The sequence below is a fragment of the Limimaricola sp. G21655-S1 genome, from assembly GCF_027213785.1.
GTDB lineage: Bacteria > Pseudomonadota > Alphaproteobacteria > Rhodobacterales > Rhodobacteraceae > Limimaricola.
In genome coordinates this window covers 347,833-362,547 of the sequence record NZ_JAPWGO010000002.1, presented here as the reverse complement: position 1 = coordinate 362,547, position 14,715 = coordinate 347,833, and the positions used below count along the sequence as shown (strand labels likewise).

Below are 14,715 nucleotides of genomic sequence, written 5' to 3'. Positions count from 1 at the left end.
CCATGGCCACTTTGTTCCCCAAATACGCAAATCCGCCGGTGCCGCCCGATGCGCGGCCGCAGATCATCGAGACGCTTGGCGCGCATCCCGGCGAGGGCCCGCGCCGCTTGCCCGCGCATCTCGACCGCATGGCAGCCACCGCCGAGGCGCTGGGCTACCCCTTCGACCACGCCCGCGCCGAGACGCTGCTCGACCTCGCGCCCGAGGCGCCGCTGCGCTGCCGCCTGACGCTCGGTCCCGGTGGCGAGCTCGACCTGACCACGGCGCCGCTCGGGCCGAACCCGCCGGAATGGCGCGTGGCGATCCATCCCGAGCCTCTCGACCCCTCCGACCCCTGGCTCTACCGCAAGACGACGCGGCGCAGGCTCTACGACGAGGCGCGGGCCGCGCTGCCCGAAGGCGTGGACGAGTGGCTGTTCCTGAACCGGGCGGGCGAGGTTTGCGAGGGCACGATCACCAATCTCTTCGTCGGGGATCGCACGCCGGCTTTGTCCTGCGGCCTGTTGCCCGGCGTGCTGCGGGCCGAGCTCTTGGGGCAGGGCTGGCGCGAGGCGGTCGTGACACCGGACGAGCTCGCAGGTGCGGGCTTCTACATGGGCAACTCGCTTCGCGGACTGATCCCGGCGCGGCTCGTCGCGGGCTGACCCCTCGGCTTGCTTGACATCAAGGCCCCAACCCGGTGTATCGGCGCGACACCCGCCGAAAGGGACCAAGAATGCACGCCTACCGCACCCACACCTGCGCCGCCCTGACCCGTGACAATGTCGGCGATACCGTCCGGCTGTCGGGCTGGGTGCACCGGATCCGCGACCATGGCGGCATCCTGTTCATCGACCTGCGCGACCATTACGGCGTCACGCAGGTGCTCTGCGACCCCGACAGCGCCGCCTTCGCCGAGGTCGAGAAGCTGCGCTCGGAGTGGTGCATCCGCATCGACGGCGAGGTGAAGGCCCGCGCGCCCGAACTGGTGAACCCCAAGCTGCCGACCGGCGAGATCGAGGTCTTCGTGCGCGGCGTCGAGGTGCTGGGCGCGTCGAAGGAGCTGCCGCTGCAGGTCTTCGGCGATCAGGAGTACCCCGAGGAGACGCGTCTCAAATACCGCTATCTCGACCTGCGTCGCGAGGCGATGCAGGCCAACATGACGCTGCGCTCGGACGTGGTCCGCTCGATCCGCCAGCGGATGTGGGACCAGAACTTCCGCGAGTACCAGACGCCGATCATCACCGCCTCCTCGCCCGAGGGCGCGCGCGACTTCCTCGTGCCCTCGCGCCTGCATCCGGGCAAGTTCTACGCGCTGCCGCAGGCGCCGCAGCAGTTCAAGCAGCTCCTGATGGTGTCGGGCTTCGACAAGTATTTCCAGATCGCGCCCTGCTTCCGCGACGAGGACCCGCGCGCCGACCGCTCGCCCACCGATTTCTACCAGCTCGACATGGAGATGAGCTTCGTCGAGCAGCAGGACGTGTTCGACACGATCCAGCCCGTCATGCAGGGCATCTTCGAGGAGTTCGGCGGCGGCCGGAAGGTCGACACCGAATGGCCGCTGATTTCCTACAAGGACGCGGCGCTGTGGTACGGCACCGACAAGCCGGACCTGCGCAACCCGATCAAGATGCAGGACGTTTCCGAGCATTTCAAAGGGTCGGGCTTCGCGATCTTCGCCAAGCTGCTGGAACAGGAAGGCACGCAGATCCGCGCGATTCCCGCGCCGACCGGCGGCAGCCGCAAGTTCTGCGACCGGATGAACGCCTTCGCCCAGAAGGAAGGCCTGCCGGGCATGGGCTACATCTTCTGGCGCGAGGCCGAGGGCGGCATGGAAGCCGCCGGTCCGCTCGCCAAGAACATCGGGCCCGAGCGCACCGAGGCGATCCGCCAGCAGTTGGGCCTCGGCGTCGGTGACGCGGCCTTCTTCCTCGGCGGCAAGCCCGAGGCCTTCGAGCGCGTGGCGGGCCGCGCCCGCGTCGCGATCGGCGAGGAGCTCGGCCTGACCGAGACCGACCGCTTCGCCTTTGCATGGATCGTCGATTTCCCGATGTACGAGAAGGACGACGAGGGCCGGATCGACTTCAGCCACAACCCGTTCTCGATGCCGCAGGGCGGCATGGAGGCGCTGCAGGGCGATCCGCTCGAGGTGCTGGGCTACCAGTACGACCTCGCCTGCAACGGCTACGAGCTGATCTCGGGCGCGATCCGGAACCACAAGCCGGAGATCATGTTCAAGGCGTTCGAGCTCGCCGGTTACGGCGAGGACGAGGTGCGCAAGCGCTTCGGCGGCATGGTCAACGCGTTCCAGTACGGCGCGCCCCCGCATGGCGGCTGCGCGGCGGGCATCGACCGCATGGTGATGCTGCTGGCCGACGAGGCCAACATCCGCGAGGTCATCCTCTTCCCGATGAACCAGCGGGCCGAGGATCTGATGATGAACGCGCCGTCGGAGCCCTCGAACGAACAGCTGCGCGAGTTGCGGCTGCGGGTGCTGCCGCCCGAGAGCTGAAGACATGGACCCGACGCTCGCCCTGGCCCGCTCCTCCGCGCTTCACGCGCTCGACCGGGCCGGGGTGTTGCTCGGGATCGGAGCGCGGGCCGGTTGCATGGAGGCCCGGCTCGTGCCCGACCAGTTCGGGTTCGCCGAGCAGATCGGCATCTGCGTGGGCTTTGCGCTCAGATCCACATTGCCGTTGATCGGGCAGGCGCCGCCGGACACCGATCCTGCCCTTGACGCCGAAAGCCTTGCAGCATGCCTCGCCGATGCGCGCGCCGCGATCGAGGCCATGCCCGAGGCGCCATTGGTCGAAGGTATCGCGCATCGGGCAGGCTTTGCCGATCTGGAGCAGTCACCCGAGGCCTATCTCGCCGCTTTCGCCCTGCCGAACCTGTGGTTCCACCTGTCGATGGCACATGCGATCCTGCGGGCGCAGGGCGTGCCGGTGGGCAAGGCCGATTTCGACGGGCTGCATCGCTACCCCGAAGGGTTCAGCTGGATCGACTGAAACGGGGTGCGGGTCAGAGCACCAGCCCCCCCAGCACGCAGATCCAGGCGAGCCCCACCGCCGCGCCCGCCACCGCCACCGCGGCACTCCCCGAATCCTTGGCCTGCTTGGCCAGTTCGCGGCGTTCTTCGCTCACGTCGTCGACCACCCGCTCGATCGCGGTGTTGAGGCATTCGAAGGCCAGCACCATGACGCCGCCCATCAGCAGCATGCCCCGCTCGCCGGCCGAGAGTGGCAGCAGGAAGGCGAGGCCGGCCGAGACGATATTGGCCCACATCCATTGGTGAAGGCTGCCCTCGGTGTTCCAGATATGCTTGAGGCCCTGCCAGGACCAGACCGCGCGCATGCGCAGCCTCTCGTAATGTTCGCGCATCTTCGGCTCCCGGATCGGAGCGCGCAGAATGGCCGCTCTGCCGGGCGAAGCCAAGACGCGCCGAGGCCTTGCCGGCAGCAATGAAATGCCGGTGACGCTGCGACCTGTACCAATGCCCCCTGCACCGGCCGCCGCGCCGCGCTAAATGTGACCCATGACACCTCAACACGAAGACTATCCCGCCTATGCCCGTTCCGAGCGCATCGCCGATGGCGTGATCCATGCGCTCGGCGTGACCTTCGCGCTGACCGGCGCGGTGCTGCTCATCGTGTTCTCGGCGATGGCGGCGGAGGCGCAGGCGGGCCGGATCGCCGCCGTTGCAGTCTACGGCGGCGCGCTCGTCGCGACCTTCACGGCCTCGGCCTTCTACCACATGACGCCATGGACCGGGCTCAGGCCGGTGCTGCGGCGGATCGACCATGCGGCGATCTATCTGAAGATCGCGGGCACCTACACGCCGCTGGTTGTGCTGATCGGCTCGGCCTTCGCCTATGCGATCCTCGCGGTGGTCTGGGCGGTGGCGCTAGGCGGCGCGATCTCGCGACTGTTCTTCTGGAAGAGCCCGGGCCGGCTCGGGCCGACGCTCTACCTCCTTCTCGGCTGGCTCAGCACCGCGCTGGTCTGGTCGCTGGCGCTGACGCTGCCGGTGGCCTCGACCGTGCTGGTGGTCATCGGCGGGCTGCTCTACTCGGCCGGCGTGATCTTCTTCCTGTGGGAAAAGCTGCGCTTTTCCAACGCGATCTGGCACGGCTTCGTGTTGGCCGCCTCGGCCTGCTTCTTTGCCGCGATCACGATGGGGGTGCTCGTCTGAGCACCCCCGACCGGCTTTCGGCCGGTTCAGGAGATCGCGTCAGAGGCCCGCAGCGGTACGGCGGACGATCTCCATGCGCTGCGCGTTCGGCGGGTGGGTCCCGAGGAAGGTGTCGCCCGGATCCGGGATTCGCAGGAAGAACTGGGCGCCATTGACGGGATCGTAGCCCGCGCGCTTGGCGATGGTGGTGCCCAGCGCATCGGCCTCCAGTTCGAAATCCTTGGAGTAGCTGCGCGCGCCGACGCCCGCGCCGATCTGCTGCGCCGTGCGCACCACGTCGGCGTTGCCGCCACCCAGTCCGCTGGCGAGCTGGCCGAACACCGTGGCGCCGATCGCGGCGTTGCGGCTCTGCCGGTCGAGATGGCCGGCGATGTGATGCGCCGCCTCGTGGCTGAGCACGAAAGCGAGCTCGTCGGCGTTTCGTACCTCGCCCAGCAGCGCCACGGTGAAGGCGAGGATCGGCCGTCCCTGCGCATCGCGGGTCTGGTAGGCGTTGGCGGGCTGGCCGGGGCGGTCATCGACGACGATCCGGAAATCGCAATCGAACTGCGGCGCGTTGGCGCGGCAGACCTGTTCGGCGACCGGCTCGAGCCGTTCGACCACCTGCACGAAATTGCGCGCGGCGATGCGGGCGGCATCGGGGTCGGCCACCACGCCGGGCCCCTTCGAGACGGTCACCTGGGTCGGGGCCGGGGTGCCGGGGCGGGTGACGGTGGTGGTTCGCTGCGGGCCGGTGGCGACCACGACGGGGGGTGCACAGGCCGAGAGCCCGAGGCCGGCGGCCAGGGCGAGGAGAGTGAGGCGTGACAGCATCGGCAGGAATTTCCGGTTGTCTGAGGGCTTTGCAGATGATCCTAGCGGTGCGGCCCGGGCGCGGCCAGTCCCGCGGGGGCGCCGTTCACGCGATCGGCATGGGGTTGCCGTCGTGCTTGCGGCGCGGACCGGGCCTGCCTAGGCTGGGGCCATGTTTACCATCGAGCATGATTTCGACGCCACCGTGGTCACCCTCGTCGACGAGGGGACGGCGAACCTGCAGGAGGACGTCACCGTCTGCGCCTTCGAGGATTGCGTCACGGTGGAGCAATACGACCCCCGGCGTGATGCGGTGGTCCGCATCACCCTGTCGCTGCATCAGGCTCGCGAACTGGGCGCAGCGCTGCACCTGCCCGAAGGGATCTACCGGGCGAAATCGGAAAGCTGAGCGCGCCTGTCCCAAGCTTTTTTCGGAGATACCTCCGAAAAGGGCCCCGGGCTGGTCGAGGCCCGGGAGGGCGCTCTTTGCCCGCCGGGCTTCGCCATGCGTATTTGTAGAAAGATGAAAGGGAAGGGTGCGGCTGGAGCCGGGAGGCTTCACTCCTCCTCGGAGTGGGCCGGAACGGCCTGGCCATGCGCGCGCCAGATCTCGGCGCCCTTGCGTGCCAACGGCTTCAGATCCTCGGCCCGACCCGCATCCATCATCTCGAACAGCCGGTCGCGCATTCGCGGCTCCCAGAACGAGCGCAAATGCTCGGCCACGCGTTCGGCGCGGGTGCCCTCGGCCTGGCTTTCGAAGAAGGTGGCGATCTGGTTCGCCATGTAGACGAGCTTTTCGTCGGTGGTTCTAGAGGACATGGGCGCTCCCTATGCGGGCGTGATGGGTAAAGATGCGGGTGCCGTGGCGGTTGTGGGTGATGAGCGCGATACCGGCCTCCTCGGCCAGGCGCACCGCATGGGCGGTGGGCTGCGAGACCGAGAGCATCACCGGCGCGCCGATCATCGCGGTCTTCTGGACCATCTCCAACGACAGCCGCGAGGTCAGCACGATCGCGCCCGAGGCCGGATCGGTTCCGGCGGCCGCCATCGCGCCAGCCAGCTTGTCGAGTGCGTTGTGCCGGCCGACATCCTCGCGGGCGAGCACGATGCCCCGTCCAGGCACGTAGAACCCGGCCGCGTGGACCGCGCGGGTTTCGTCGTGCAGCGGCTGCCGCGCGCGCAACCCGTCGAGCGCCGCCGCGATCTCCGACGGGGCCAGCACGAGATCGGAGGCGGGCACGGCGCGCACCTCGCGCGCCGCCTGCGCAAGGCTGTCGATGCCGCACAGCCCACAGCCCACCGGGCCGACCTGCGCCCGGCGACGCGCATCGAGCGCGGCCTGCCGGTTCTCGGGCAGCCAGATCCGGGCCTCGATGCCCATCGCCCGTTCGATGATCTCGACCTCGCCGATCTCATGCGCTTCGGCGAAGCCCTCGGTGATCGTGAAGCCGCGCGCGAAATCCTCGATATCGGCGGGGGTGGTCATCATCACCGCCTGGGTCGAGCCGTTGTAGACCACCGCCACCGGGGTCTCCTCGGGCAGCGAGACGGGGGCGGCTTCGGCCGCCCCGGTGTCATGGGCCGCAACCCGCCTGTAGGGATGCAGCCCGCCGTTCATTCCGCCGCCGGCAGGATGCGGCGCGACTGCTCGGCCTGCGCGTCGTAGTCCTGCTGCCACTCGGAGGGGCCGTTCGACGGGCTGACCTGCACCGCCGTCACCTTGTATTCCGGGCAGTTGGTCGCCCAGTCCGAGAAGTCGGTGGTGATGACGTTGGCCTGCGTCGTCGGGTGGTGGAAGGTGGTGTAGACCACGCCGGGGCTGACCCGGTCGGTGACCAGCGCCCTGAGCGACGTCTCGCCCGAGCGCGAGGCGAGGCGGACGTAATCGCCGTCACGCACGCCGCGTGTCTCGGCGTCGTGCGGGTGGATCTCCAGCACGTCCTCCTCGTGCCAGCGCGAGTTCTCGGTCCGCCGGGTCTGCGCGCCCACGTTGTACTGCGACAGGATTCGCCCCGTGGTGAGCAGCAGTGGGAAGCGCGGGCCGGTCTTTTCATCCGTCGCCACGTATTCGGTGCGGATGAAACGTCCGCGACCGCGCACGAAGCCGTCGATATGCATGAGCGGCGTGCCCTCGGGCGAGGCGTCGTTGCAGGGCCACTGCACCGAGCCCTTCTCCTCCAGCAGCTCGTAGCTGACATTGGCGAAACTCGGTGTCGTCGCCGCGATCTCGGCCATGATCTGCGCGGGGTGGGTATAGGTCCAACCGCCGCCCATCGCGTTCGCCAGCAGCTGCGTCACCTCCCAGTCCGCGTAGCCGTTCTTCGGGGCCATGACCTTGCGCACGCGGTTGATGCGGCGCTCGGCGTTGGTGAAGGTCCCGTCCTTTTCGAGGAAGGTCGAGCCGGGCAGGAAGACATGGGCGTAGTTCGCGGTCTCGTTCAGGAACAGGTCCTGCACGATCACGCAGTCCATCGCCGCAAGGCCCGCCGCCACGTGCTTGGTGTCGGGATCGGATTGCAGGATGTCCTCGCCCTGGCAGTAGAGCCCCTTGAAGGTGCCGTCGACGGCCGCGTCCAGCATGTTGGGGATGCGCAAGCCGGGCTCGCTGTCGAGCTTGACGTTCCACAGGCTCTCGAACACGTCGCGGACCTCCGAGCCCGAGACGTGCCGGTAGCCCGGAAGCTCGTGCGGGAAGGAGCCCATGTCGCAGGAGCCCTGCACGTTGTTCTGGCCGCGCAGCGGGTTCACGCCGACGCCCCGGCGACCGATATTGCCGGTCAGCATGGCGAGGTTGGCGATGCCGATGACGGTGGTCGAACCCTGGGAGTGCTCGGTCACGCCGAGGCCGTAATAGATCGCGCCGTTGCCCCCCGTCGCATAGAGCCGCGCCGCCTCGCGCAGCTCCTGCGCGGGCACGCCGGTCAGCATCTCGACCGCCTCGGGCGCATGACGCTCCTCGGCCACGAACTCCACGTAGTCCTGGAACTCCTCCCAGTCGCAGCGGGTGCGGATGAATTCCTCGTCGTAGAGCCCTTCGGTCACGATCACATGCGCCATGGCGGTGACGATCGCGACGTTGGTACCAGGCCGCAACGCGAGGTGATGGGCCGCCTTGATATGGGGCGATTTGACGAGGTCGATCCGGCGAGGATCGACGACGATCAGCTTCGCCCCCTCCCGCAACCGCTTCTTGAGGCGGCTCGCGAAGACCGGGTGGCCATCGGTCGGGTTGGCCCCGATGACGACGACCACATCCGTGTCCTCGACCGAATCGAAATCCTGCGTCCCGGCCGAGGTGCCGTAGGTCTGGCCGAGGCCGTATCCCGTGGGTGAGTGGCAGACGCGGGCGCAGGTATCGGTGTTGTTGTTGCCAAAGACGGCGCGGGCCATCTTCTGGACGAGGTAGGTTTCCTCGTTGGTGCAGCGCGACGATGTGATCACGCCGATCGACTTCTTGCCGTATTGCTCCTGGATGCCACGCATTTTCGACGCGGCAAAGCCGATGGCCTCGTCCCAGGACACCTCGCGCCACGGCTGGTCGATGCTGTCGCGGATCATCGGGTTGAGGATGCGGTCCTTGTGCGCGGCGTAGCCATAGGCGAAGCGGCCCTTGACGCAGCTATGGCCGCGATTGGCCTTGCCATGCTTGTAGGGCGTCATCCGCACCAGCTCGTCGCCGCGCATCTCGGCCTTGAACGAACAGCCGACGCCGCAATAGGCGCAGGTGGTGACGACCGAGCGGTCGGGCGTGCCGATCTCGATCACCGACTTCTCCTGCAGCGTCGCGGTCGGGCAGGCCTGCACGCAGGCGCCGCAGGAGACGCAGTCCGAGGTCATGAAATCGTCGAGCTTGGTGCCCGCCGAGACCCGGCTGTCGAAGCCGCGACCCTCGATGGTCAGCGCGAAGGTGCCCTGCACCTCTTCGCAGGCCCGCACGCAGCGCGAGCAGACGATGCATTTGCTGGGGTCGTAGGTGAAGTAGGGGTTGCTATCATCCTTGGGGATGAATTGCGGATTGTTGATCCCGACAGGGTCGCGCAGCCGCGCCTCGGCCTGGCTCCGCGCGCCGGTGCCCGAGGGGTCGTAATGGTTGTCCCCGGGCGTGTAGCGCACGTCGCGCAGGCCCACCGCCCCCGCCATGTCCTGCAACTCGCAATCGCCATTGGCGCCGCAGGTCAGGCAGTCGAGCGGGTGGTCGGAGATGTAGAGCTCCATCACCCCCTTGCGGAGCTTCTTGATCTTGGAGGTCTGGGTGTGGACCACCATGCCCTCGGCCACCGGGGTGGTGCAGGAGGCGGGGGTGCCGCGACGGCCCTCGATCTCGACCACGCAGAGCCGGCAGGAGCCGAAGGCGGCCATGTTGTCGCTGGCGCAGAGCTTGGGCACCTGAATGCCCAGCTCGGCCGAGGCGCGCATCACGCTGGTGCCCTCGGGGACCGTGACCTCGAAGCCGTCGATGCTCAACGTCACCATGCTGGTGGAGGTCGAGGCGGGCGTGCCCATGTCGCGGTCGTCGTGCAGCCCGGTGCCGCCCGGACCGTCAAAGGGGATCAGAAAGTCCTTCATTCCGCCGCCTCCTTGGCATTGGCATGGAAATCGTCTGGGAAATGGGTGAGCGCCGACATGACGGGGTAGGGGGTGAAGCCGCCCAGCGCGCAGAGCGAGCCGTCCTTCATGGTATCGCACAGATCGGTCAGCAGCGGGATCGCCGAGGCGTCGCCCCGCGCGATGCGATCGACCGTTTCGACGCCGCGCACCGCGCCGATCCGGCAGGGCGTGCACTTGCCACAGCTTTCGACCGCACAGAACTCCATCGCGAAGCGCGCCATGCCGAGCATGTCGGCGGTGTCGTCGAACACCACCACGCCCGCATGGCCGATCAGCCCGCCCTGGCCGTCGAACTCCTCGTAGCCGAAGGGGGTGTCGAACAGGTCGCGCGGGAAGTAGGCCCCGAGCGGGCCGCCGACCTGCACCGCCTTGACCGGGCGGCCCGAGGCGGTGCCGCCGCCGATCTCGTCGACCAGCGCGCCGAGCGAGGTGCCGAAGGCGGTCTCGAACAGACCGCCGTACTTCACGTTGCCGGCGATCTGGATCGGTATCGTGCCGCGCGAGCGCCCGAGACCGAAGTCGCGGTAATGCGCCGCGCCCTTCTCGAAGATCACGGGCACGGTGCCGAGCGAGATGATGTTGTTGACCACGGTGGGCTTGCCGAGGAAGCCCTCGATCGCCGGGAGCGGCGGCTTGGCGCGCACCACGCCACGCTTGCCCTCGAGGCTGTTCAACAGCGAGGTTTCCTCGCCACAGACATAGGCGCCCGCGCCGACGCGGACCTCCATGTCATAGGCGAAGCCGGAGCCGAGCACCGAGGCGCCGAGAACGCCGCGCGCGCGGGCGATGCGGATCGCCTCGTTCATGGTGTGGATCGCTTCCGGGTATTCCGAGCGCAGGTAGATGTAGCCACGGGTCGCGCCGACGCAGATGCCCGCGATCGCCATGCCCTCGATCAGGCTGAAGGGATCGCCCTCCATCAGCATCCGGTCGGCGAAGGTGCCCGAATCGCCCTCGTCGGCATTGGCGACGATGTATTTCTGGTCCGCCTCGGCGAGCCGGACCGTGTCCCACTTGATGCCCGTCGGGAAACCGGCGCCGCCGCGACCGCGCAGTCCCGATTCCTTCATCTCGTCGATGATCGCCGCGCCGGTCATCTCCAGCGCCCGGCGCAGCCCCTTGAGCCCGCCATGCGCCTCGTAGGCATCGAGAGACAGCGGATCGATCACGCCGACGCGGGCAAAGGTGAGGCGGGTCTGCCGCTTCATCCAGTCGATTTCCTCGGTCGGGCCGAGGGCGAGGGCGTGATCGCCCCAATCGGCATCAAACAGCGCCTGCACGTCGTGCGGCGTCACCGGCCCGAAGGCATGGCGGGTGCCGTCCTTCTCGATCTCGACCATCGGCTCAAGCCAGAGCATCCCGCGCGAGCCGTTGCGCACCAGCTCGACCTCGATCTCGCGGATCTTCGCCTCGGCCAGTACGGCCTCGGCGACCTTCTCGGCATCGACCGCGAGGGCGGCGGCGTCACGGGGGACGTAGATCTTCAGCTTGGTCATGCGCCGACCTCCGAAAGCAGGGTTTCGAGCCGCTTCTCGTCGACGCGGGCCACGACGCGGCCGTCGATCATCGCGGCGGGGCCGGTGGCGCAGAGGCCGAGGCAATACACGGGCTCGAGCGTCACGCCGCCATCGGCGGTGGTGCCGTGCCAGTCGACGCCGAGCCGGGCCTTGGCCGCGGCCTCGACGCCGTGGCCGCCACGGGCTTGGCAAGCCTCGGCGCGGCAGATCTTGACCATGTGGCGGCCCGCCGGCTCCTCCCGGAAATCATGGTAGAAGCTGACCACGCCATGCACCTCGGCGCGGCTGATGTTCAGCCCTTCGGCAATGATCGGCAGCGCCTCCGGCGGCACGTAGCCCCATTCGGCCTGCACCGCGTGCAGGATCGGCAGCAGCGGCCCCTCAAGTTGCGCGTGATCGGAGAGAATCGCGCCGAGACGCGTCTCCAGATCGACGGGGGCTGGCGGTGTCGGCATTGGCTGGCTCCTCCTCGAGTCGTCCGCGCATACAACTGCATGCTCACGCCCCGGATCAATATCGCTGTTCCGTGCCGCGATAGAGAAATCCTATCATGATTTGTCGAAGCGTCGGGCCTCGGCGAGCAGGGCCGTCAGCAGCGGCGTGTGCGGCTCGCGCCAAGGCGCGATCAGCCCGATCTCATGCGCGGCGTCGGGTGCGGTCAGGGGGCGGGCGACCAGCGGCTGCCCTTCCAGAAAGATCGCCGCGCCGCGCTCGGGCAGGATCGTCACCCAGCCGGTGGCGAGCACGTGGCTGATCAGCACGATGGTCGAGTTGGTCTCGACCTTGGGCGCAACCTCGACGCCGGCGGCCCGCAGATGCCCAGCGATGATCCGGCGGTTCTGCATGTCGGGTGTGAGCAGGCACAGCTCGACCTGCGCCAGATCGCCCCAGCGCAGCCTGTCGCGATCGGCCAGCGGCGCGTCGGCGCGCATCACCGCGACGTAGCGCTCGGTATAGAGTGGCACTGTGACGACCCGGCCCAGTGGCTCGTTGTCGAGATAGCCGATCCCGGCATCGGCCTCATGATCCTCGATCGCCGCCAGAAGCTGGGTGGTGGTGGCCGAGCGGATGGAGAACCGCATCCTCGGATGCGCGGCCGAAAAGCGCGATGTGAGCTGCGCCACCGCGCCCAGTGCCGTCGGGATGACCGCGAGCCGCAGCACGCCGGTAAGCCCCTCGCGCGCGGCGCGCAGCTCCTCCTTCATGCCCTTCACGTCGCCCGAGATGCGCCGCGCCCAGTCGAGCACGCGCTCGCCCTCGGGGGTCAGCCCCTGAAAACGCGAGCCCCGCCGCACCAGCATCACCCCGAGCTGATCCTCGAGCTGGCGGATCGCGGCCGAAAGCGTGGGCTGCGTTACCCCCATCGCTTCGGCCGCACGGCCGAAATGCCGGGCCTTGGCAAGCGCCAGGAACGCCTCGAGCCGCTCGATCATCGCAAGCCCTCCGTGCCCTGGCGAAGCGGTCCCAGGGCGCCGGACCCGTCGGAGCCGGAAACCGCCAGCGGGGCCGGGCGGGATGTCGTCCCGAGCGGCATGTGCCGCGCTTCCATTGCCCGTGCGGAATCCGGGGCGGAGTCGGTCGGATAGGATGTCATCTGGCGTGTTCTCCCGCCCCGGAACTAGCGCTTAGGGATGGCAATGACGAGAGCTGGCAGATTTTCGCTGTCCGCGATTGATCACAATTTCCGGACGCTGGCGCGGGAAATGAAACGTGAAGTTGCCGTGCGGTCGGGTTTGCCCGACATGATCTGTGCGAAAGCGGCGGGATTTTCGCCATAAGGTTGCTCATCTTGCCTGACCTTGGGGAAATTCGACGGGTCTGCTGTCGCATGGTCATGCCGCGAATAGTCTTGCATTGCAGGGCCTATCGCAAAAGGATCGTGCCACAACCACGCCCGCAAAGGGCGGACGTCCATCCGGCGCGGCCTCACCCGCGCCTTTTACACAGGGATGATCTAATGACCTTGAAGACCCGCCTTCTCGCCGGTGCGGCGCTGATTGCCATGGCCGGCGCCGCCCATGCCGAAAGCCACGCGATGATGGAGCACCCCGAGACCGGGGAGAAGCTCGCCGCCGACCAGAGCTTTACCTACCGCGTGCTCGACGAATTCCCGTCGATCGACCCGAACCTGATCGAGGACGTCGAGGGCTCGGCGATCGGCCGCCAGCTGTTCGAAGGCCTGATGAACCAAGACGAGAAGGGCGACGTGGTGCCGGGCGTGGCCACCGGCTACGAGGTCTCCGAGGATGGCCTGACCTATACCTTCACCCTGCGCGACGACGCCAAGTGGTCGAACGGCGAGCCGGTGACCGCGAATGACTTCGTCTATTCCTGGCAGCGCGCCGCCGACCCGGCGACCGCCTCCGAGTACCAGTGGTACATGGGCCTGATGAAGATCACCAATGTCGACGAGGTGATCGCGGGCGACATGGAGCCCTCCGAACTCGGCGTGAAGGCGATCGACGACCACACCCTCGAGGTGACCCTGTCGCAGCGTCTGCCCTATTTCCCGCAGATGGTGACGCATACCACCACCTTCCCGGTGCCCAAGGCGACCATCGAAGAGCATGGCGACGCCTGGGCCCAGCCCGGCAACATGGTGTCGAACGGCGCCTACGTGCTCGAGGACCGGGTCCCGCAGGAGTACATCACGCTCAAGAAGAACCCGGAATACTGGGACGCCGAGAACGTCATCATCGAAGAGGTGAAGGCGCTCATCATCAACGACGAGAACCAGGCGCTGACCCGCTATCTCGCCGGCGAGTTCGACCAGACCGACGTGCCCGCGGGCCAGTTCCCGCGTCTCGCCGAGGAGCACCCGACCGAGGCGATCTCGGTGCCGAACCTGTGCACCTACTACTACAACCTGAACGTCTCCGAGAGCGGCCCCGAGGCGCTCAAGGATCCGAAGGTGCGCGAGGCGCTCTATCTCGCCATCGATCGTGACGTGATCGTCGAGAACGTCGTCGCCGGCGGCCAGAAGCCAGCCTACACGCTGACCCACTGGGCCACCGCGGGCTTCGAGGTTCCCTCGGTCGAGGCGGCGCAGATGAGCCAGCAGGAGCGCAACGAGCGCGCCAAGGAGCTCTTCGCCGAGGCCGGCTATGGCGAAGGCGGCGAGTCGCTTTCCTTCGACCTGCTCTACAACACCTCCGAGTCGCACAAGCAGGTCGCGACCGCGATCGGCCAGATGTGGAAGCAGACGCTGGGCGTCGACATCTCGATGGCCAACATGGAGTGGCAGACCTTCCTCGAGGAGCGCCACAACAAGAACTACGAGATCGCCCGTGCCGGCTGGTGCGCCGACTACAACGAGGCCTCGTCGTTCCTCGACATCATGGACACCAACTCGTCCTACAACGACTCCGGCTTCAACAACGCCGATTACGACGGGCTGCTGGCCGAGGCGAAGACCGCCGAGGATCCGCTGCCGCTCTACACCCAGGCCGAGGAGATCCTGACCCAGGAGTTCCCGATCCTGCCGATCTACCATTACGCCACCGTGTTCATGATGGATGACACCATCAAGGGCTACCCGCTCGAGAACGCGCAGGACAACTGGTACGCCAAGGACCTCTACCGCGTCGCGGAAGAGTAAATCCTGATGTGACGACAACCGCGCCCCCT

The 14,715-nt window shown here is 67.7% G+C and carries 14 protein-coding genes; 6 read left to right on the top strand and 8 right to left on the bottom strand.

Translation table 11 applies throughout. The features are described from left to right. The first annotated feature begins 2 nt into the window (after positions 1-2). From O4G76_RS04195 to O4G76_RS04185, 3 genes are all read left to right on the top strand, one after another. Complete coding sequence (locus tag O4G76_RS04195; RefSeq protein WP_269396132.1) at positions 3-644, top strand: aminotransferase class IV family protein; 642 nt, start codon at positions 3-5, stop codon at positions 642-644. Positions 645-715: 71 nt separating this feature from the next. Continuing rightward, complete coding sequence (gene aspS / locus O4G76_RS04190) at positions 716-2,491, top strand: aspartate--tRNA ligase (protein ID WP_269396131.1); 1,776 nt, start codon at positions 716-718, stop codon at positions 2,489-2,491. 4 nt (positions 2,492-2,495) lie between these two features. After that, positions 2,496-2,987 carry a DUF1993 family protein gene (locus O4G76_RS04185; RefSeq protein WP_269396130.1) on the top strand — a complete coding sequence of 164 codons (492 nt, stop codon included), beginning with the start codon at positions 2,496-2,498 and terminating at the stop codon, positions 2,985-2,987. 13 nt (positions 2,988-3,000) lie between these two features. Here O4G76_RS04185 and O4G76_RS04180 read toward each other — a convergent pair whose 3' ends face one another. Beyond that, positions 3,001-3,360 carry a diacylglycerol kinase gene (locus tag O4G76_RS04180; protein ID WP_269396129.1) on the bottom strand — a complete coding sequence of 120 codons (360 nt, stop codon included), beginning with the start codon at positions 3,358-3,360 and terminating at the stop codon, positions 3,001-3,003. A 154-nt stretch (positions 3,361-3,514) separates the two neighbouring features. Between O4G76_RS04180 and O4G76_RS04175 the strand changes: the two genes are divergently transcribed. Then, positions 3,515-4,171, top strand: a complete 657-nt coding sequence (locus tag O4G76_RS04175; protein WP_269396128.1) for a hemolysin III family protein — start codon at positions 3,515-3,517, stop codon at positions 4,169-4,171. A gap of 39 nt (positions 4,172-4,210) precedes the next feature. Here O4G76_RS04175 and O4G76_RS04170 read toward each other — a convergent pair whose 3' ends face one another. Then, complete coding sequence (locus O4G76_RS04170; RefSeq protein ID WP_269396127.1) at positions 4,211-4,984, bottom strand: M48 family metallopeptidase; 774 nt, start codon at positions 4,982-4,984, stop codon at positions 4,211-4,213. 151 nt (positions 4,985-5,135) lie between these two features. On the opposite strand from O4G76_RS04170, the gene O4G76_RS04165 reads away from it, so the two are divergent. Then, on the top strand, positions 5,136-5,372 hold the full coding sequence (locus O4G76_RS04165; protein ID WP_269396126.1) for a hypothetical protein: 237 nt from the start codon (positions 5,136-5,138) through the stop codon (positions 5,370-5,372). 149 nt (positions 5,373-5,521) lie between these two features. Here the strand turns inward: O4G76_RS04165 and O4G76_RS04160 are convergent, their stop codons facing one another. The 6 genes from O4G76_RS04160 to O4G76_RS04135 all read right to left on the bottom strand — a co-directional run bounded on the left by O4G76_RS04160 (position 5,522) and on the right by O4G76_RS04135 (position 12,521). Then, the gene (locus O4G76_RS04160; RefSeq protein ID WP_269396125.1) at positions 5,522-5,782 is read right to left on the bottom strand and encodes a formate dehydrogenase subunit delta; all 261 of its coding nucleotides are present in this window, start codon (positions 5,780-5,782) and stop codon (positions 5,522-5,524) included. Next, positions 5,772-6,581, bottom strand: coding sequence for a formate dehydrogenase accessory sulfurtransferase FdhD (gene fdhD, locus O4G76_RS04155; protein WP_269396124.1), 810 nt, complete (start codon positions 6,579-6,581; stop codon positions 5,772-5,774). The genes O4G76_RS04160 and fdhD overlap by 11 nt, the downstream gene beginning before the upstream one ends. Continuing rightward, entirely contained in the window at positions 6,578-9,529 is a 2,952-nt protein-coding gene (gene fdhF, locus O4G76_RS04150; protein WP_269396123.1) for a formate dehydrogenase subunit alpha, read from the bottom strand. Before fdhF ends, fdhD begins: the two co-directional genes overlap by 4 nt. Further along, positions 9,526-11,058 carry an NADH-quinone oxidoreductase subunit NuoF gene (locus O4G76_RS04145; RefSeq protein WP_269396167.1) on the bottom strand — a complete coding sequence of 511 codons (1,533 nt, stop codon included), beginning with the start codon at positions 11,056-11,058 and terminating at the stop codon, positions 9,526-9,528. Before O4G76_RS04145 ends, fdhF begins: the two co-directional genes overlap by 4 nt. A gap of 5 nt (positions 11,059-11,063) precedes the next feature. Beyond that, positions 11,064-11,543, bottom strand: a complete 480-nt coding sequence (locus tag O4G76_RS04140; RefSeq protein ID WP_085895578.1) for a formate dehydrogenase subunit gamma — start codon at positions 11,541-11,543, stop codon at positions 11,064-11,066. A 93-nt stretch (positions 11,544-11,636) separates the two neighbouring features. Next, positions 11,637-12,521 (bottom strand): LysR family transcriptional regulator, encoded by an 885-nt coding sequence (locus O4G76_RS04135; protein WP_269396122.1) that lies wholly within the window; start codon positions 12,519-12,521, stop codon positions 11,637-11,639. Between the two features lie 524 nt (positions 12,522-13,045). Here O4G76_RS04135 and O4G76_RS04130 point away from each other — a divergent pair. Beyond that, on the top strand, positions 13,046-14,686 hold the full coding sequence (locus tag O4G76_RS04130; protein ID WP_269396121.1) for a peptide ABC transporter substrate-binding protein: 1,641 nt from the start codon (positions 13,046-13,048) through the stop codon (positions 14,684-14,686). Positions 14,687-14,715: the final 29 nt, after the last annotated feature.

What these genes read in the sequence shown, in the direction of transcription:
- O4G76_RS04130 (WP_269396121.1), top strand. Translation starts at nt 13,046, where the DNA reads ATGACCTTGAAGACCCGCCTTCTCGCCGGTGCGGCGCTGATTGCCATG.
- O4G76_RS04135 (WP_269396122.1), bottom strand. Translation starts at nt 12,521, where the DNA reads ATGATCGAGCGGCTCGAGGCGTTCCTGGCGCTTGCCAAGGCCCGGCAT.
- O4G76_RS04185 (WP_269396130.1), top strand. Translation starts at nt 2,496, where the DNA reads ATGGACCCGACGCTCGCCCTGGCCCGCTCCTCCGCGCTTCACGCGCTC.
- fdhD (WP_269396124.1), bottom strand. Translation starts at nt 6,581, where the DNA reads ATGAACGGCGGGCTGCATCCCTACAGGCGGGTTGCGGCCCATGACACC.
- O4G76_RS04165 (WP_269396126.1), top strand. Translation starts at nt 5,136, where the DNA reads ATGTTTACCATCGAGCATGATTTCGACGCCACCGTGGTCACCCTCGTC.
- O4G76_RS04195 (WP_269396132.1), top strand. Translation starts at nt 3, where the DNA reads ATGGCCACTTTGTTCCCCAAATACGCAAATCCGCCGGTGCCGCCCGAT.
- O4G76_RS04170 (WP_269396127.1), bottom strand. Translation starts at nt 4,984, where the DNA reads ATGCTGTCACGCCTCACTCTCCTCGCCCTGGCCGCCGGCCTCGGGCTC.
- O4G76_RS04160 (WP_269396125.1), bottom strand. Translation starts at nt 5,782, where the DNA reads ATGTCCTCTAGAACCACCGACGAAAAGCTCGTCTACATGGCGAACCAG.
- fdhF (WP_269396123.1), bottom strand. Translation starts at nt 9,529, where the DNA reads ATGAAGGACTTTCTGATCCCCTTTGACGGTCCGGGCGGCACCGGGCTG.
- O4G76_RS04180 (WP_269396129.1), bottom strand. Translation starts at nt 3,360, where the DNA reads ATGCGCGAACATTACGAGAGGCTGCGCATGCGCGCGGTCTGGTCCTGG.
- aspS (WP_269396131.1), top strand. Translation starts at nt 716, where the DNA reads ATGCACGCCTACCGCACCCACACCTGCGCCGCCCTGACCCGTGACAAT.
- O4G76_RS04140 (WP_085895578.1), bottom strand. Translation starts at nt 11,543, where the DNA reads ATGCCGACACCGCCAGCCCCCGTCGATCTGGAGACGCGTCTCGGCGCG.
- O4G76_RS04175 (WP_269396128.1), top strand. Translation starts at nt 3,515, where the DNA reads ATGACACCTCAACACGAAGACTATCCCGCCTATGCCCGTTCCGAGCGC.